This window comes from Saccharothrix sp. NRRL B-16348, from assembly GCF_001280085.1.
Classification (GTDB): Bacteria; Actinomycetota; Actinomycetes; order Mycobacteriales; family Pseudonocardiaceae; genus Actinosynnema.
Genome location: NZ_LGED01000235.1, coordinates 19264 through 39352 on the forward strand (window position 1 = coordinate 19264; position 20089 = coordinate 39352).

Here is a 20089-nt window from a genome sequence, read left to right on the forward strand (position 1 = left end):
CCCGTCATGACCACGTCCAAGAACGACCGCATCTCCGCGTTGCCGGAACACCTCCGCGAGAAGCTCCGCGCACGGCTCGCCGGCCGGGACGCGCCCGCGGTCGACGTGATCCCTCCCGCCCCGCGGGACAAGCCGCTGCCGCTGTCGGCGGGTCAGCAGCGGCTCTGGTTCCTGGACCGGTTCCAGCCCGGGAGCACCGAGTACACCAGCGCGATCGCGTTGCGGCTCACCGGTTCGCTCGACCGGGCGAGGCTGACCGAATCGGTGCGCGGCCTGGTGCGCAGGCACGAGTCGCTGCGCACCACGTTCGACCAGGTGGACGGGCACCCGGTGCAGGTGGTGCACGACGACGTCCGGCTCGACCTCGTCACCGTCGACGACCTGGCCGAGGTGCTGGACGAGCCGTTCGACCTGCGGCGCGGACCGCTGTTCCGGGCCGCCCTGCTCGCCGAGTCCGCCGACGCGCACGTGCTGCTGCTGACCTCGCACCACATCGTCGTGGACGGCTGGTCCCTCGGCGTGCTGGCCCACGAGCTGGGCGTGCTGTACCGGGGCGAACCCCTGCCCCCGCCCCGGTTGCAGTACGCCGACTACGCCGTCTGGCAGCGCGGACGGCCGGTGGACACCGGGTTCTGGGTCGACCGGCTGGCCGGTGTCGCGCCGCTGGACCTGCCCACCGACCGGCCGCGACCGGCGGAGCGCACGTCGGCGGGCGCGACGCACGAGTTCACCGTGCCCGCCCGGCTGGCCGGCGACCTGGCGGAACTGGCCCGCGTGCACGAGACCACGCTGTTCACCACCCTGATGGCCGCCTGCCAACTGCTGCTGGCCCGCTACACCGGGCAGGACGACATCGCGGTCGGCACGGTCACCAGCGGGCGCGACCGGCCGGAGCTGGCCGGGCTGGTCGGCTTCCTGGTCGGCACCGTCGTACTGCGGTCCACTGTGGACACCTCGCGGTCGTTCGTCGAGTTCCTGGCGCAGGTCAACCGGACCGCGCTGGACGCGTTCGCGCACGACGACGTGCCGTTCGACCGGGTGGTGGAAGCCGTCGGCGCGCCACGCGACCCGAGCCGCACACCGCTGTTCGACGTGATGGTGGTCCTGCAGAACGCGCACCGCGCGCTCCCGGAACTGCCCGGCCTGCGCGTCGAGGAGCACCCGCTCACCCGAGAGCAGGCGAACTTCGACCTGAGCATCGACTTCACGCAGACCGACGGCGGCATCGACGGCATCGTGGAGTACAGCACCGAGCTGTTCGACGAGGCCACGGTCGACCGGATGGTGCGGCACCTGCTGGTGCTGCTGGCCGGCATCACGGCCGACCCGTACCGGCCGATGGCGGAGCTGTCGCTGCTGCTGGGCGACGAGCCCGCCGGCCGAGGCCCCGACCTCGCCGTCCCGGCCACCACCTTCCCCGCGCTGTTCCAGGCGCAGACCCGCCGCACGCCGGACGCCACGGCGCTGGTGTGCGAGGACACCCGGCTCACCTTCGCCGAGGTCGACGCGCGGGCCAACCGGCTGGCCCACCACCTGCTGCGCGAGGGCGTCGGGCCGGAGCAGGTCGTCGCGCTGTCGCTGCCGCGCGGGGCCGACTGGGTGATCGGCATCCTGGGCATCCTCAAGGCAGGCGCGGTGTACCTGCCCGTGGACCCGGCGCTGCCCGAGGCGCGCAGGCGCTACCTGCTGGAGGACTCCGGTGCGGTGCGCGTGATCGACGCGCCGGTCGACACCACCGGCCTGCCCGGGACCCCGCCGGACGTCCCGCTGCGGCCCGAGCACGCGGCCTACGTGATCTACACCTCCGGCTCGACCGGCAAGCCCAAGGGCGTCGTGGTGGAGCACCGGCAGCTGGCGAACCTGCTGCACAACCACCGCGAGGAGTTCTCGGGCGAGCACCTGCGGGTCGCCGTGTCCGCCACGTTCTCCTTCGACACGTCATGGGAAGGTCCCCTGCTCATGGCCGACGGCCACGAGCTGCACGTGCTCACCGACGAGGTCCGGCTGGAGCCGACCGCGCTCGTGCGGTACGTGCGGGAGCACCGGATCGACTTCCTCGACCTCACGCCGTCCTACGTGCGGCAGCTCCTCCCCGCCGGGCTGCTCGACGGCGAGCACCGCCCCCGCGTGCTGATGCTCGGCGGTGAGGCCCTGGGCACGGCGCTGTGGCAGGAACTGGCGCGGGCCGCCGTCGCCGCGCACAACTTCTACGGGCCGACGGAGACCACGGTCGACGCGGTGTCCCACCTCGTCACAGGCGACCGCCCGGTCATCGGCACGCCGCTGGCCAACCTCACCGCGCGGGTGCTGGACGAGAACCTGCGGCAGCTGCCCGTCGGCGTGCCCGGCGAGCTGTTCATCGCGGGGCCGCAGGTGGCCCGCGGCTACCTGAACCGACCCGGCCTGACCGCGGACCGGTTCCTGGCCGACCCGTTCGGCGAGCCCGGCTCCCGGATGTACCGCACGGGTGACAAGGTGCGCTGGCTGGCCGGCGACGAGGGACGGCCGGCGGTCCTCGAGTACCTGGGCCGCACCGACGAGCAGGTGAAGATCCGCGGGTTCCGGATCGAGCCGGGCGAGGTCGAGGCCGCGCTGCTGAGCCACCCGGACGTGCGGGAAGCGGCCGTGGTCGCCCGCACCGACAACGGGCACACCCGGCTGGTCGGGTACGTCGTCACCACCGGCCCGGCGAACCTCCGCGAGCACTTGCGGCGGTCGTTGCCCGACTACGCGGTGCCGTCGGCGTTCGTGGAGCTCGACCACATCCCGCTGACCGCCAACGGCAAGCTGGACCGGGCCGCGCTGCCCGCGCCGCAGGCGGCCGCGCACGGCGGGTTCGTCGCGCCGCGCACGCCCGTGGAAGCCGAGCTGGCCCGGCTCTGGGCCGAGGTGCTGGGCGCGGAGCGGATCGGCGTCGACGACAACTTCTTCGCGGTGGGCGGCGACTCGATCCTGTCCATCCAGCTCGTGTCGCGGGCCCGGCAGGCCGGGCTGCACCTGACCTCGCGGGACGTGTTCCGGCACCAGACCGTGGCCGAGTTGGCGCTGGTGGTGTCGGAGTCGGCCGGGACCGAGCCGGAGCCCGTGTTCACCGGTCCGGCGCCGCTCACCCCGATCCAGCGGTGGTTCTTCGCCGAGCACGGGCCCCTGCGGCACTTCACCATGTCGCTGCTGGTCGAGCTGGAGCCGGCGGTGGACGCGGAGGCGTTGCGCGACGCCGTGCGGACCGTGGTCGGGCACCACGACGCGCTGCGGCTGCGGTTCCGCGAGGTCGACGGGCGGTGGGCGCAGGAGGTCGCGGACACCGAGGTCGACGTGTTCCGGGTCGAGGCCGACGAGGACGTGGAGGCCGTCGCACGGCAGGCGCAACGCAGCCTGGACCTCGGCACGGGTCCGTTGCTGCGGGCGGTGTTCTTCCCCGGCGCACGGCCGAAGCTGCTGCTGACCGTGCACCACCTGGCGATGGACGGCGTGTCGTGGCGGATCCTGCTCGGCGACCTGGAGCAGGCCTACCGGGGCGTGCCGCTGGAGCCGGTCGGCACGTCGTTCACGCAGTGGGCGCACCGGCTGGCCGAGCACGTGCGGTCCGGCGCGTTGGACGGCGCGCGGGAGCACTGGGACTCGCTGCCCGAGCCCGAGGCGCTGCCCGTCGACCGGGACGGCGCGAACACCGCCGGGTCGACGCGCGTGGTGTCCGCGCGGCTGGACCCGGAGACCACGGAGGCGTTGCTGACCGCCGTGCCGCCGGTGTACCGGACGCAGGTCAACGACGTGCTGCTCAGCGCGCTCGGCCGGGCGTTGGCCGAGTGGACCGGGCGCGACGCGGTCAGCGTCACGTTGGAGGGCCACGGCCGCGAGGAGCTCGTGCCGGGCGTCGACCTCAACCGCACGGTCGGCTGGTTCACCACCCAGTTCCCGGTGGTGCTGGAGCCGTGCGACGAGTGGGGCCGCACGCTGAAGTCGGTCAAGGAGTCGCTGCGCGCCGTGCCGCACCGGGGGTTGAGCTTCGAAGCCCTGGGCGGCGGGCGGCTGCCGCAGGTCTCGTTCAACTACCACGGCCGGTTCGACGTCGCCGACGGCGGCTTCTACCGCGCCCGGCGGGACGCGGTCGGCGAGGACTTGGCGGCCGACGAGGCGCGCACCCACCTGATCGAGGTGACCGGTCTGGTCGAGCGCGGCGAGCTGGAGCTGAGCTGGCAGTACTCCGAGCACGTGCACGACGAGCAGACCGTGCGGCGGCTGGCCGAGCGGACCCTGGACGGGCTGCGGGAGATCGTGGCGCACTGCGCGCAACCCGGTGTCGGCGGTCGCACGCCGTCGGACTTCCCGCTGGCCCGGCTCACGCAGGAACAGGTCGACGCGCTCGCCGGGCCGGACGTGGAGGACATCCTCCCGCTCACGCCGTTGCAGGCGGGCATGGTGTTCCACAGCCTGGTCGAGCCCGGCACGTACGTCGACCGGATGCGGCTGGTGCTGGCCGACGTGCGCGACCCCGCGGCGTTGCGGCAGGCCTGGCAACGGGTCGTCGACCGCACGCCCGTGCTGCGGTCGAGCGTGGTGTGGGAGGGCGTGGCCGAGCCGGTGCAGGTCGTGCGGCGGCACGTGGAGCTGCCGGGCGGGCCGGTGGACGCGCCGTTCGACCTCGGTGTCGCGCCGCTGCTGCGGGTCGAGGTGACGCCGCTGGACGACGACCGGGTCGAGCTGGTGTGGACGTCGCACCACGTGATCCTCGACGGCTGGAGCACCGCGCAGGTGTTCGGCGAGGTGCTGGAGCAGTACCGGGCGATCATCACCGGCACGCCCGCCCGGCTGCCCGCGCGGCGGCCGTTCCGGGACTACCTGCGCTGGCTGGCCGAGCAGGACGGGGGCGCGGCCGAGGCGCACTGGCGGGCCGTGCTGTCCGATGTGGACGGTCCGACACCGCTGCCGTTCGACCGCGCGCCCACGCGGGCGCACCGCTCGGAGGCGTCCGCGTCGGTGCGGTGCTCGCTCGACCTGGACGACGCCGCGCGGCGCGCCGGCCTGACGGTGAACACGGTCGTGCAGGGCGCGTGGGCGCTGCTGCTGGCCCGTGCCTCCGGCGAGGCCGACGTGGTGTTCGGCAGCACGGTGTCCGGCCGCCCGGCCGAGCTGGCCGGGGTCGAGTCGATGGTCGGCATGCTCATCAACACCGTGCCGACCAGGGCGGTCGTGGACGGCGCCGCCGAGGTGGGCGCGTGGCTGCGCGACTTCCAGGCGGCGCAGAGCGAGTCGCGGCGGTTCGAGCACACCGCGTTGGCCGAGATCCAGTCGTGGGTCGGGACGAAGCTGTTCGACTCCGTGGTGGTGTTCGAGAACTACCCGTTCGAACGCGACGGCGACGGGCCGCGCGTGGTGGAGGTCGACGCGGTCGACAACGCCACGCTGCCGTTGACGTTGAGCGCGTCCTTCACCGACCGGCTCGACCTCGACCTGGCCTACGACCCCGAGCTGTTCGACGCCGCCACCGCCGAGCGACTGGCCGGGTGGCTGCGCGAGCTGGTCCGGGCGATCGCGGCCGACCCGACGACCCCGATCGCGGACCTGCCGTGGCTCACCGAAGCCGAACGGCGCCAGGTGCTGGTGGAGTGGAACCGGACCGCGCGGGACGTGCCCCGGCAGCTGTACCCCGAGGTGTTCGCCGAGCAGGCCGGTCGCACGCCGGACGCGACCGCGCTGGTCCACCAGGACCGCACGGGGTCGCGCACGGCGTTGACGTTCGCCGAGCTGGACGCCCGAGCGAACCGGCTGGCGCACCACCTGCTCGCGCACGGCGCGGGCCCGGAGCGCACGGTCGCGGTCGTGCTGCCGCGCTCGGCCGACCTGGTGGTGGCCGTGCTCGCCGTGCTCAAGGCCGGTGCGGTGTACCTGCCGGTCGACCCGGAACTGCCCGCCGAGCGCATCGGCTTCCTGCTGCGCGACGCGAAACCCGCGTTCGTGCTGGACGCCGTGCCCGATCTCGCCGGTCTGCCCGACACGCCGCCGCCGGTCGTGTCGCGGCCCGAGCACGCCGCCTACCTGATCTACACGTCCGGGTCGACCGGCACGCCCAAGGGCGTCGTGGTCGAGCACCGGCAGCTCGCGAACCTGTTCCAGGCCAACCGCGCGGCCCTGATGCGGGAGCCGACCCGGTTCGCGGTCACGGCGACGTTCTCGTTCGACACGTCGTGGGAAGGCCTGCTGTTCCTGGCCGCGGGCAACGAGCTGCACGTGATCGACGACGAGCTGCGGCTCGACCCGCCGGCGCTGGTCCGGTACCTCACCGAGCACGGCATCGGAACGGTCGACCTCACCCCGTCGTACGCGCGCCAGCTGGTGCAGGCCGGGCTGCTGGAGTCCGGGGTGCGCCAGCTCATGCTGGGCGGCGAGGCGGTCGACGCGGCGCTGTGGCGGGAGGTCGCCGCCTCACCGGTGGAGGGCTTCAACCAGTACGGCCCCACCGAGGTGGCGGTGGACTCGGTGGCGACGCGGGTCGTCGGCGAACGACCGGTGATCGGGCGGCCGCTGGCCAACCTCACCGCGTACGTGCTGGACGCCGACCTGCGGCCGGTGCCGCCGGGCGTGCCCGGTGAGCTGTTCCTCGGTGGCGCGCAGGTGGCGCGCGGCTACCTCGACCGGCCCGGGCTGACGGCTCAGCGGTTCCTCGCCGACCCGTTCGGCGCGGCCGGCGCGCGCATGTATCGCACGGGTGACCGTGTGCGCTGGCTGCCCGACGGCACCCTGGAGTACCTGGGTCGGGCCGACGACCAGGTCAAGCTCCGCGGCTTCCGGATCGAGCCCGGCGAGGTCGAAGCGGCCCTGCTGGACGTGCCCGGCGTGCGGGAGTCGGCCGTGGTGGTCCGGCAGGACCGGCTGATCGGGTACGTGACCGGCACGCCGGAGACCGACCCGCGTGACGCGCTGGCCCGCGCGCTGCCCGACTACCTGGTGCCGGCCGCGGTCGTCGTGCTGGACGACCTGCCGCTGACGCCCAGCGGCAAGCTGGACCGGCGGGCGCTGCCCGAGCCGGACCTGGCCGGCGGGTTCGTCGCACCGCGCACCGACGCCGAACGGGTCGTCGCCGACGTGATGGCCGACGTGCTCGGGTTGGCGCGGGTCGGCGCGCTGGACGACTTCTTCCGCCTCGGCGGCGACTCGATCCTCAGCATCCGCGTGACCTCGCGGTTGCGCGCGGCGTTCGGCGTGCAGCTGTCGCCGCGTGCCGTGTTCGAACACCCCACGGTGTCCGGCCTCGCCTCCGCCATCAGCACCGGGGCGGGTTCCGGCCAGGATGAGGTGGACGCCATCCCGGTGATCCCGCGCGATGGCGTCCACCCTCCGCTCGTGCACCCGCAGTCGCCCGCGCAGCGGCGGTTGTGGTTCCTGGACCAGTTCGAGCCGGGCGGCACGGAGTACGTCACGCCCACCGCGTTGCGGCTGCGCGGACCGCTGGACCTGGACGCGCTGCGGCATGCCCTCGACGGCCTGGTGGCCCGGCACGAGTCGCTGCGCACCACGTTCGACGACGGCGTGCAGCTCGTGCACGAGCCGTTCGAGGTGCCGCTCACCGTGGAGGACACCGACTGGGAGGCGGTGTTGCTCGACGAGGTCGGCACGCCGTTCGACCTGCGCGAGGGGCCGCTGTTCCGGACCCGGCTGGTGCGCGTGGCGCCCGGGGACCACGTGCTGGTGCTGACGCTGCACCACATCGTCACCGACGGCTGGTCGACCGGTGTGCTGGCCCGCGACCTGGGCGCGCTGTACGCGGGCGAGGAGCCGCCGCCGCCCGCCGTGCAGTACGTGGACTACACGGCGTGGCTGCCGGAGCCCGCCGTCGACTACTGGGCCGAGCACCTGACCGGGGTGCCGCCGCTGGAGCTGCCGACGGACCGGCCGCGCCCGGCAGTGCGCGGCACGACGGGCGCGATGCACGAGTTCACCGTGCCCGTGCCGGTCGCGAAGGCCGTGAAGGCACTGGCCGCCGAGCACGGCGACACCCTGTTCACCACGCTGCTGGCGGCCACGAAGGTGTTGCTGGCCCGCTACACCGGGCAGGACGACATCGCGGTCGGCACGGCGGTGTCCGGGCGCGGGCGCGCCGAGCTGGACGACGTGGTCGGCCTGTTCGTGAACACCGTCGTGCTGCGGTCCTCGGTGGACCTGCGGCGGTCGTTCACGGAGTTCCTGGCCGACCTGCGGACCACCGTGCGGGACGGTTTCGCGCACCAGGACGTGCCGTTCGAACGGGTGGTGGACGCCGTCCGGCCGGACCGCGACCCGAGCCGCAACGCGTTGTTCGACGTCATGGTGCTGCTGCAGAACTTCAGCACCGAGGTGCCCGAGCTGCCAGGGCTGGACGTGGCAGACCTCCAGCTGCCGCTGCTGACCTCGATGTGCGACCTGACCTTCGAGTTCGGCGAGGTCGACGGCGAGCTGCGCGGCGCGGTCGAGTACAGCACCGACCTGTTCGACGCCGGGACGGTCGACCGGATGACCCGGCACCTGCTGACGCTCCTGGAGGGCATCACCGCGGCGCCGGACCGCCCGTTGGGCGAACTGCCGCTGCTGCTCGGCGACGAGCCGGACGGGCGCGGCGTGCGGCTGGAGGTCCCCGAGACCACGTTCGCCGCCGTCTTCGCCGAGCAGGCGCGGCGCACGCCCGACGCGGGCGCGCTCGTGTGCGGCGACACCCGCCTCACCTTCGCCGAGGCCGACGCGCGGGCCAACCGGCTCGCGCACCACCTGCTGGCGCACGGCGTCGGCCCGGAACGCGTGGTCGCCGTGTCGCTGCCGCGGTCGGCCGACTCGGTGGTGGCGATCCTGGCCGTGCACAAGGCGGGCGGGGTGTACCTGCCGGTCGACCCGGACCTGCCGAGCGAGCGGTTCGACTTCCTGCTCCGCGACGCCCGACCGGCGCTGGTGCTGGACGCCGTGCCGGACCTCGCGGGCTACCCGGACACCCCGCCGGACGTGGCCGTGCGACCGGACCAGGCCGCGTACGTGATCTACACGTCCGGCTCGACCGGCGTGCCCAAGGGCGTGGTGGTCGAGCACCGGCAGCTGACCAACCTGATGCACAACCACCACCAGGCGTTCGACGACGACCCGATGCGGGTCGCGCTGACCGCCGTGTTCTCCTTCGACACGTCGTGGGAAGAGCTGCTGTTCATGGCCGGCGGCCACGAGCTGCACGTCCTGACCGACGACGTCCGCCTCGAACCGCACGTGTTCGTCGAGCACGTCCGCGAGCACCGGATCGACCTCGTCGACGTGACCCCGTCGTACGCCCAGCAGCTCCTCCCGCTCGGTCTCCTCGACGGCGACCACGCGCCCAGGCACGTGCTGCTGGGCGGCGAGGCGCTGCCGGAGTCGCTGTGGCGGACGCTGGCCGCGTCGAGCACCACCGCGCACAACTACTACGGCCCGACCGAGGTGACGGTGGACTCGGTGTCCACCGTCGTCACGGGCGACCGCGCGCTGATCGGCCGCCCGCTGGCCAACCTGGTCGCCCACGTGCTGGACGAGGACCTGCGGCCGGTGCCGGTCGGCGTGCCGGGCGAGCTGTACCTCGGCGGCGCGCAGGTCGCCCGCGGCTACCACGACCGGCCTGGCCTGACCGCGCAGCGGTTCCTGCCCGACCCGTTCGGCGAGCCCGGCTCCCGCATGTACCGCACCGGCGACAAGGTGCGGTGGGTCGGCGACCGGCTCGACTACCTCGGGCGCAACGACGACCAGGTGAAGATCCGCGGCTTCCGGGTCGAGTTGGGCGAGGTGGAGACCGCGCTCCTGCACCACCCGGACGTGACCCAGGCGGCCGTGGTGGCGCGCGAGCACAACGGCCACCAGCGGCTCGTCGCCTACACCGCGGGCACGGCCACCGACCTGGCCGGCTGGCTCAGGCAGCGGCTGCCGGACTACCTGGTGCCGTCGGCGTTCGTGGCGCTGGACGGGCTGCCGATGACGCCGGCGGGCAAGGTGGACCGGCGGGCGCTGCCCGCGCCGACGTTCACCGAGGCCGGGTACGTGGCGCCCGAGCCCGGTGTCGCGGCCACGCTCGCCGCCATCTGGGCCGACGTGCTCGGCGTCGACCGGGTGGGCGCGCGGGACAACTTCTTCGCCCTCGGCGGCGACTCGATCCTGAGCATGCAGGTCGTGTCGCGGGCCCGGCAGGCCGGGCTGAAGCTGACGTCCAAGGACGTGTTCCTGCGCCAGACCGTCGGCGACCTCGCGCTCGCGGTCACCGAGGACACCGGGACGGCGCACGACACCGTCACCGGGCCCGCGCCGCTCACCCCGATCCAGCGCTGGTTCTTCGCCGAGCACGGCCCGTTGGCGCACTTCACCATGTCGGTCGTGGTGGAACTCGGCGACGTCGAGCCGGCCGCGGTGCGTGACGCCGTGCGGGCCGTCGTCGCCCACCACGACGCGTTGCGCCTGCGGTTCACCCCGGTCGACGGCGGCTGGCGGCAGGAGGTGGCGGACGTCGAGTCCGCCGAGGTGTTCCACCTCGCCTCGGGCGACCTGGCCGCCGAGGCGCACCTCGCCCGCACGAGCCTCGACCTGCGGCACGGACCGCTGATGCGCGCCGTGCTGTTCGACGACGGCAGGCTGTTCGTCACCGCGCACCACCTGGTGGTCGACGCGGTGTCGTGGCGGATCGTGCTGGCAGACCTGGACACCGCGCTCGCCAGCCGCGGCCTCGGGCCGAAGAGCACGGCGTTCACCGACTGGGCGCACCGGCTCGACCGGCACGTGCGCGAGGGCCGGTTCGACCACGCCCTGGAGCACTGGGCGGGCGTGCCGGTGGAGGAGCCGGTGCCGACGTCGGCGGGCAGCGCGCGCAGCGTGTCCGTGCGGCTGGGCAAGGCCGACACCGACGCGCTGCTGCACGCCGTGCCCGACGCCTACCGCACGCAGGTCAACGACGTGCTGCTCACCGCGCTGGCCTCGGCGTTCGCCGGGCGGGCGCTGGTGACGCTGGAAGGCCACGGCCGGGAGGAGCTGTTCGACGGCGTGGACCTGTCCCGCACGGTCGGCTGGTTCACCGCCGAGTTCCCGGTCGCGCTGGAACTGCCCGAGGGCGACTGGGGTGAGGCGCTGAAGTCGGTGAAGGAGCAGTTGCGCGCCATCCCGGACAAGGGTTTGGGCTACGAGGCCCTGAAGTACTGGGACCGGGGCGTGACGGGCGCGCTGCCGCGCGTGTGCTTCAACTACCTGGGCCAGTGGGACGGCGAGGTGGCCGACGTCGAGCACGGCCGCGAGGTGCCGGACGACGCCGTCCGCCCGCACCTGCTCGACATCAGCGCCGCCGTGTCGTCGGGCGAGCTGGTGCTGGACTGGGAGTACTCCACCGAGGCGCACGACGAGGCCGCGGTGCGGGCGCTGGCCGACCGGATGGTCGACGCGTTGCGCGGGATCGTCGCGTTCTGCGCCGGGCCGGACGCGTGGGGCCGCACGCCGTCGGACTTCCCGCTGGCGAAGCTCACCGCCGAGCAGGTGGACCGGATCGTGGACCGGGACGTGGAGGACGTCTACCCGCTGACCCCGTTGCAGTCCGGCATGCTGTTCCACAGCCTGGTGGACGACGGCACGGCGTACGTGAACCAGCTGCGCGTGCGACTGTCCGGTGTGGACGATCCGGAGCGCTTCGCCCAGGCGTGGCAACGCGTGGTCGACCGCACGCCCATCCTGCGCACCGAGGTGGTGTGGGAGGGACTGGACGAGCCGGTGCAGGTGGTGCGGCGCGGTGTGACCGTGCCGGTGACCTACGCCGACGTGACGGACGAACTGGTGGCGGCCGACGCGGCGGCGGGCATCGACCTGACCACCGCGCCGTTGATGCGGCTGGCGATCGGGCGGGTGTCGGACACCGAGGTCGACCTGCTGTGGACCTCGCACCACCTGCTGCTCGACGGCTGGAGCACCGCGCAGGTGTTCGGCGAGGTGCTGGGCGAGTACGCGGGCGGCACGGCTCCGGCACGGCGGCCGTTCCGCGACTACCTGGCCTGGCTCGCCGAGGTCGACCAGTCGGCCGTCGAGGCGTACTGGCGCGGTGTGCTGGCCGGGTTCGAGACGCCCACTCCCCTGCCGTTCGACCGGCCGCCGACCGAGGCGCACCGCGCCGAGTCGTCCGCGCAGGTCGTGCTGGACCTGCCCGCCGACCGGCTGGACGCGGTGGCCCGCACCCACGGCCTCACGGTGAACACGCTGGTCCAAGGCGCGTGGGCGCTGCTGCTGGCCCGCACCTCGGGTCAGCGGGACGTGGTGTTCGGCAGCACGGTGTCCGGCCGGCCGGCCGAGCTGCCCGGCGTCGAGTCGATCGTCGGCATGTTCATCAACACCGTGCCGACGAGGGTGTCGGTGGAGTCCGACGCCGAAGTGGTGGAGTGGCTGCGCCGGCTGCAGGACGCGCAGACCGAGTCCCGGCAGCACGAGCACGTGTCGTTGGCGCAGGTGCAGACCTGGGTGGGCACGCGCCTGTTCGACAGCATGCTGGCGTTCGAGAACTACCCGGTCGAGGCGGACGCGCCGGGCGGCGCGCCGCGCATCGGCGAGGTGGACGGCCTGGACACCACCTCGTACCCGCTCACCGTGGTGGCGCACGTGCAGGACTCGCTGCACGTGGAGCTGACCTACGACCCGCGGCTGTTCGACGCGGCCACGATCACCGCGCTCGGCGACCGGCTGGCCCGGTTGCTCGACGCGATCGGCACGGACCCGCGCCGGCGGGTGTTCGAGCTGCCGTGGCTGTCCGACGCCGACCTGGACCACGTGATGGCGGCGTGGCGAGGGATGCCCGGCGACGTCGTCGAGGGCACGATCCCGGCGCTGTTCGCGGCGCAGGCCGCGCGCACACCCGACGCGGTGGCCGTGACGGGCGCGGGTGTCAGCCTGACCTACCGGGAACTGGACGAGCGGGCCAACCAGGTGGCGCACCACCTGATCGGGGTGGGCGCCGGACCGGACTCGCTGGTGGCGTTGCGGTTGCCGCGCTCCGCGGACCTCGTCGTCGCGGTGCTCGGCGTGCTGAAGGCGGGCGCGGCCTACCTGCCCCTGGACCTGTCGTACCCGGCCGAGCGCATCCGGTACATGATCGCCGACGCCCGGCCGGCGGTGGTCCTGGACGCCCTGCCCGACCTGTCCGAGCTGCCGACGACCGCGCCACGGGTGTCGCCGCGGCCGGAGAACGCGGCGTACGTGATCTACACGTCCGGTTCGACCGGCAGGCCCAAGGGCGTGGTCGTGACGCACGCCGGGCTGGCCACGTTCTCCGCCGCCGAGGTCGCGGGGTTCGCCGTGTCGCCGGGCGACCGGGTGCTCCAGTTCTCCTCGCCCAGCTTCGACGCCTCGGTGCTGGAGCTGTGCATGTCCCTGCCCGCCGGCGCCACCCTGGTCGTGCCGCCGCCCGGACCGCTGCTCGGCGACCACCTCGCCGCGGTGATCGCCGAGTCCGGCGTGACGCACGCGTTCATCCCGCCCGCCGCGCTCGCCACCGTTCCGGACGTCGACCTGCCCACCCTCCGCACCCTCGTCGTCGGCGGCGAGGCGTGCCCGGCGGCGCTGGTCGACCGGTGGGCGCCCGGCCGGCGCATGATCAACGCCTACGGCCCGACGGAGTCCACCTCGCTCGCGTCGTGGAGCGACCCGCTCGCACCCGGTGGCGTGCCGCCGATCGGGCGGACGATCCCGGGCACGCGGGCACGGGTGCTGGACGACGAGCTGCGGCCCGTGCCGGTCGGTGTCACCGGGGAGCTCTACCTCGCGGGCGCCGGCCTGGCGCGCGGCTACCTCGACCGGCCCGGGTTGACCGCTCAGCGGTTCGTCGCCGACCCGTTCGGCGGTCCGGGCGACCGGATGTACCGCACCGGTGACCTGGTCCGCGTCCGCCAGGACGGCCAGTTGGCGTTCGAGGGCCGCGCCGACCAGCAGGTGAAGCTCCGCGGGTTCCGGATCGAACTCGGCGAGGTCGAGGCCGTGCTGACCGGGCACGACGCCGTGGCGCAGGCCGCGGTGGTGGTGCGGGACGGCCGGCTGATCGCCTACTACGTGCCCGTCGGGGTGGTGGACGCGGCCGGGTTGCGCGCGCACGTCGAGCGGGTGTTGCCGGACTTCATGGTGCCGGCGGCGTACGTGGCGCTGGAGCGGTTGCCGCTCAACGCCAACGGCAAGCTGGACCGGGCCGCGCTGCCCGCCCCGGAGCGGGAGGCGTCGGCGGCGGGCGGGTTCGTCGCGCCGCGCACCGAGGCCGAACGGCTGGTCGCGGACGTGTGGGCCGACGTGCTCGGGCTGGCCGAGGTGGGCGTCGAGGACAACTTCTTCACCCTCGGCGGCGACTCGATCTCCAGCATCCGGGTGGTGTCGCGGCTGCGGTCGTCGTTCGACGTCTCGCCGCGCGACCTGTTCGACCACCCGACCGTGGCGGCGCTCGCGGCCCGGTTGTCCGGGTCGGTGCCAGGAGGATCGGGCCCGGACGGCGCGGTGATCCCCCGCGTCGACGGCGACGCGCCGTTGTCGTTCGCGCAGCAGCGGTTGTGGTTCCTGGACCAGTTCCAGCCCGGCGGCACCGAGTACGTGACGCCGCTGGCCGTGCGGCTGCGCGGCGAGCTGGACGTGCCGCGGCTGGAGCGCGCGCTGACGGCGCTGGTCGAGCGGCACGAGTCGCTGCGGACCACGTTCCCGGCGGTGGACGGCCTGCCGGTCACCGCGGTCCGGCCGGCGGACGTCACGCTGCCCGTGGTGGACGAGATGCCCGCGCTGGAGCCGTTCGACCTGGCCGAGGGGCCGCTGTTCCGGCCCGTCCTGGTGCGCCGCGGGCCGGACGACCACGTGCTGGCGTTGACGATGCACCACATCATCACCGACGGCTGGTCCGGCGGGGTCTTGCTGTCCGACCTGGCCGCGCTGTACGGCGGCGAGGAGCTGCCGCCGCTGCCCGTCCGGTACGGCGACTTCGCCGCCTGGCAACGGGAACAGCCGCTGGACGCCCAGCTGGACCACTGGCGCGACCAGTTGGCCGGCGTGCCCGCGCTGGAGCTGCCGACGGACCGGCCCCGGCCGCCCGTGCAGACGACGGCGGGCGCGCAGACCGAGTTCGCCGTGCCCGCCGCGGTCGCGGAACGGCTGCGCGAGCTGGCGCGGGCCGTGGACGGCACGTTGTTCATGGCGTTGGTCGCGGCCTGCGAGGTGTTGTTCCACCGGTGGTCCGGGCAGGACGACTTCGCGATCGGCACGGTGGCGTCCGGGCGCGACCTGCCGGAGACGCAGGACCTGGTCGGGTTCTTCGTCAACACGGTGGCGCTGCGGGCGCGGATCGAGCCGTCGGCGACGTTCCCGGAGTTCCTGGCCCGCACGCGGGCGACCGTGCTGGACGCGTTCGCGCACCAGGACGTGCCGTTCGAACGGGTGGTGGACGCGGTGCAGCCCGACCGCGACACCAGCCGCACGCCGCTGTTCCAGGCCGTGGTGGCGTTGCAGAACGCGCCGCAGGCGGCGGGCTTCGCCGGGCTCGACGCGGAGGACGTCGCGCAACCCACATCGAGCAGCAACTTCGACGTCACGGTGGAGTTCACCGAGTCCCCCGACGGCGGGCTGCACGGGTCGGTCGAGTACAACACCGACCTGTTCGACGCGGGCACGGTCGAGCGGCTGGTCGAGCACCTCGGCGTGCTGCTGTCCGGCATCGCGGCCGACGCCGACCGTCCACTGTGGGCGTTGCCGGTGCTGCCCGACGCCGAACGGGAGTTGGTGCGGGCGTGGGGTTCGACCGGCCCGGCCGTCGACGGCCCCGGTTTCGTGGAGCTGGTCGAGGCGCAGGTCGCGCGCACGCCGGACGCGGTGGCGCTGACGGGTGCGGTCGACGTGACCTACGCCGAGCTGAACGCCCGCGCGAACCGGTTGGCGCACCACCTGATCGGGCTCGGCGCCGGGCCGGAGCGGATCGTCGCGCTGCGGCTGCCCCGGTCGGCCGACCTGCTGGTGGCGGAGCTGGCGGTGCTCAAGGCGGGCGCCGCGTTCCTGCCCGTCGACCCGGAGTACCCGGCCGAGCGGATCGCGTTCATGCTCGACGACGCCCGGCCGCTGGTGGTGCTGGACGGTCCGGTCGACGTGGCCGAGCAGCCCGACACGAACCCGCGCGTGGCCGTGCGGCCGGAGCACCCGGCGTACGTGATCTACACGTCCGGGTCGACCGGGCGGCCGAAGGGCGTGGTCGTGTCGCACGCCGGGCTGGCCACGTTCTCGGCGGCCGAGATCGCCCACTTCGAGGTGCGGCCGGGCGACCGGGTGCTGGAGTTCTCCTCGCCCAGCTTCGACGCGTCGGTGCTGGAGCTGTGCCTGGCGTGGCCGGCGGGCGCGGCGCTGGTCGTGCCGCCGCCCGGGCCGCTGCTGGGCGACCAGCTGGCCGAGGTGGTGACCACGTTCGGCGTGACGCACGCGTTGATCCCGCCGGTCGCGCTGGCCACCGTGCCGGACGTGCCGCTGCCGACGTTCCGCACGCTGGTGGTGGGCGGCGACGCGTGCTCGGCGGACCTGGTGCGCCGGTGGGCGCCCGGCCGGCGGATGGTCAACGCCTACGGCCCGACCGAGTCCACCGTCGTCACGTCGTGGAGCGAGCCGCTGGCACCCGGCGGCGTGCCGCCGATCGGTCGGCCGATCCCCGGCACTCACGTCCACGTGCTGGACGGCGAGTTGCAGCCCGTGCCGGTCGGGGTGGCCGGTGAGCTGTACGTGTCCGGAGTCGGCTTGGCCCGCGGGTACCTCGACCGGCCGGGGCTCACCGCGTCGCGGTTCCTGGCGAACCCGTTCGGGCCGCCTGGGGCACGCATGTACCGCACGGGTGACGTGGTGCGGTGGAACGCGCACGGCGTGCTGGAGTTCGTCGGCCGGGCCGACGAGCAAGTGAAGATCCGCGGGTTCCGGATCGAGCTCGGCGAGGTCGAGACCGCCCTGTTGCGGCACCCGGACGTGCGTGACGCGGTCGTCGTGGCCAAGGCGGACGCGCGGGGCCACAAGCGGCTCGTCGCGTACGTCGTCGGCGAGGTGGCGAAGCTGCGCGAGTTCCTGGGCGAATCGCTGCCGGACTACCTGGTGCCGTCGGTGTTCGTGCCGGTGGACGCGCTGCCGATCAGCCCCAACGGCAAGGTGGACCGGGCGAGGCTGCCCGAGCCGGACTTCGGCGCGCTCGTCGGCGCCGGGCACGTCGCGCCGTCCGGGCCGGTCGAGGAGGCGCTGGCGGCGGTGTGGGCCGACGTGCTCGGCGTGCCGCGGGTGGGCGCGGAGGACAACTTCTTCGCGCTCGGCGGCGACTCGATCCTGAGCATGCAGGTGGTGGCCCGGTCGCGGCAGGCCGGGTACCGGTTCGCCACCCGCGACCTGTTCGTGCACCAGACCGTCGCGTCGCTCGCGCCGCACGTCACGGTGGAGGTCGCGTCGTCGGCCGACCGGGCGCCGGTGGTGGGCGACGTGCCGCTGACGCCGATCCAGCACTGGTTCCTGACCTCCGGGCGGCGCAACCCGCACCACTTCAACCAGTCGCACCTGGTGGAGCTGGACCCGGCGGTGGACGTGGCGGCGTTGCGGCGCGCGCTGGGCGTGCTGGTGGCGCACCACGACGCGCTGCGGCTCCGGTTCACGTCGGTCGACGGGGTGTGGCGGCAGCGCAACGACGACGTGGGCGACGTCGACGTGCTCACCGTCGTGGCCGGCGCGGCGGAGCTGGAGCGCGTTGCGGACGAGGTGCACGCGTCGTTCGACCTGGCCACCGGGCCGTTGTTCCGGGCGGTGCTGTTCCAGACCGACCAGCCGCTGCTGCTGCTGGTCGCGCACCACCTGGTGGTCGACGGCGTGTCGTGGCGAATCCTGCTGGACGACCTGGAGACCGCCTACCGGGGTGACGACCTCGGCGCCAAGACCACCTCGTACCAGGAGTGGTCGCGGCGGCTGGAGGCCCACGTGCTCGGCGGCGCGCTGGCCGACGAGGTCGAGCACTGGCGGCAGTCGTTCCCGCCGTTCCCGACGCCGTCCGGGACACCCGAGGCGGTGACCGTGGAGCTGTCCGAGGAGGACACGGACGCGTTGCTGCGCGGCGCGCCCGCCGCCTACCGGACCCGGATCAACGACGTGCTGCTGGCCGCGTTGGCGTGGGCGCTGTCCCGGTGGACGGGGTCGTCGCGGGTCGCGGTCGACCTGGAGGGCCACGGGCGCGAGGACGTGCTGGACGTGGACCTCTCGCGGACCGTCGGCTGGTTCACCACTGTGTTCCCGGTGGCGCTGGAGGTGCCGGACGGCAGCTGGCGCGACCGGGTGAAGGCGGTGCGGCGGCAGCTGCGGGCCGTGCCGGGCAACGGTTTCGGGTACGGGGCGCTGCGGCAGCACGGCCTGGTGCCCGACCGCGGGCGGCCCGCGGTGTCGTTCAACTACCTCGGCCAGTTCGGCTCGGGCCCGTCCGCCGCGGGAGACGAGGCGACCGGCCTGTACCGGGCGGTGCTGCCGTCGGTCGGCGTCGACCACGACCCGTCCGACGCCGGCGACCACCTGCTCGACGTGGTCGGCGAGGCCGGCCGGACGTTGGGCTTCACCTGGTACTACCACCCGTCGGCGCACTCCGGCGCGGAGATCGGGGCGGTGGCCGCCGACTTCGCCGCCGCGTTGCGGGCGATCGCCGCGGATTGCCGGGGTGCGCTGTGACGACGTCGTTGGCGCGCAACCGGAACTACACGCTGCTGTGGGGCGGTCAGGCGCTGGCCGAGGTCGGGTTCAGCGCCTCGATGCTGGCCCTGCCGCTGCTCGTGCTGGTGCTGACCGGGTCGCCGGTGCTGTCCGGTCTGGTGCTCACCGTGGACGCCACCGCGCAGCTGCTGGTGGGGCTGCCGGCCGGCGCGCTGGTCGACCGGTGGGACCGCCGCCGGATCATGCTGTGCTGCGAGGCGGCCCAGGTGTTGGCCCTCGGCGGGCTCGTGGCGGCGATGTGGGTCGACGCGGTCACGATCCCGCACGTCATGGCGGTCTCCGCGGTGCTCGGCGTGTGCCGGGCGTTGTTCGAGCCCGCGGAGGACGCGTGCCTGCCCCGGCTCGTGCCGGAGTCGCAGCTGGCGACGGCCGTGGCGATGAACAGCGCGCGGTCGTCGTTGGGGCAGATGTCGGGGACGGCGCTGGGCGGTGTGCTGATCGCCGTGGCGCGGTGGCTGCCGTTCCTGGTGGACATGCTGACGCACGTGGTGGCGTTCGTGGCGCTGCTGTTCCTGCGGGTGCCGCCGTCCGCGCCGGTCGAGTCGCACCCGCACCTGCTGCGGTCGATCGGCGAGGGCCTGCGGTGGGTGTGGAGCAGGCGGGAGATCCGGGTGACGGCGCTGTGCGCGGTGGTGCTGAACCTGTTCTTCACCGCGTTCTACGTGGTCGTCATCGTGCTGGTGGAGGGCCGGGGCGCGTCGTTCGGCGAGATCGGCGTGATGGCGGCGATGCTCGGCGTCGGCGGCGTGCTCGGCGCCCTGGCCGCGCCGTGGCTGCACCGCGTGCTCGGGCCGCACCGGTCGATCGCGTCGGTGTTCTGGGTGCTGACCCTGCTGGTGCCGTGCGCGTTGCTGGTCGAGTCGGCCTACCTGATCGGGGTGCTGTTCGCCCTGATGAGCTTCCTGGCGCCGACGGCCAACACCACGATCAGCACCCACCAGCTGCTGCTCACCCCCGACGAGCTGCGCGGACGGCTCAGCGGGGTGATGGGTGTCGTCGTGGGCGGCGCGGGCGCGGCCGGTCCGCTGGTCGGCGGCGTGCTGACCGAGGCGCTGTCGGCCCGCACCGCCGTCGTGGTGTGCGCGGCGGGGATTTTGTCGATCACGGTTTTCGTCACGGTGAGCCCGACTCTGCGCGGGTACGCGAGAGCACAAGAGGAGAACAAGGCATGAGGGACGACATCACCTACCAGGTCCTGGTCAACGACGAGGGTCAGTACTCGTTGTGGCCCGCGCACCACGACGTGCCCGCCGGGTGGCGGTTCGAGGGCACCAAGGGCACCAAGGACGAGTGCTCGGCGCACGTCGACGAGGTGTGGACCGACATGCGGCCGGCGTCGTTGCGCGCGGCGATGGACTGAGGGTCG

General features: G+C 73.9%; 3 protein-coding genes. All 3 read left to right on the plus strand.

The window, feature by feature from the left end; all coding sequences use genetic code 11:
* Positions 1 to 6 precede the first annotated feature (6 nt).
* Genes ADK67_RS36835 through ADK67_RS36845 form a run of 3 tightly spaced genes read left to right on the plus strand, consistent with a single transcriptional unit; the run spans position 7 to position 20083 of the window.
* A complete protein-coding gene (locus tag ADK67_RS36835) occupies positions 7 to 18681 on the plus strand; it encodes a non-ribosomal peptide synthetase (protein ID WP_053721196.1) in 18675 nt (6224 codons plus the stop codon).
* Positions 18678 to 19895, plus strand: coding sequence for an MFS transporter (locus ADK67_RS36840; protein WP_053721197.1), 1218 nt, complete (start codon positions 18678 to 18680; stop codon positions 19893 to 19895). Before ADK67_RS36835 ends, ADK67_RS36840 begins: the two co-directional genes overlap by 4 nt.
* Positions 19892 to 20083, plus strand: a complete 192-nt coding sequence (locus ADK67_RS36845; RefSeq protein WP_053721198.1) for an MbtH family protein — start codon at positions 19892 to 19894, stop codon at positions 20081 to 20083. Before ADK67_RS36840 ends, ADK67_RS36845 begins: the two co-directional genes overlap by 4 nt.
* The last annotated feature ends 6 nt before the right edge of the window (positions 20084 to 20089 follow it).

Coding starts and splice junctions, on each gene's coding strand:
- ADK67_RS36835 (WP_053721196.1), top strand. CDS start 7: ATGACCACGTCCAAGAACGACCGCATCTCCGCGTTGCCGGAACACCTC.
- ADK67_RS36845 (WP_053721198.1), top strand. CDS start 19,892: ATGAGGGACGACATCACCTACCAGGTCCTGGTCAACGACGAGGGTCAG.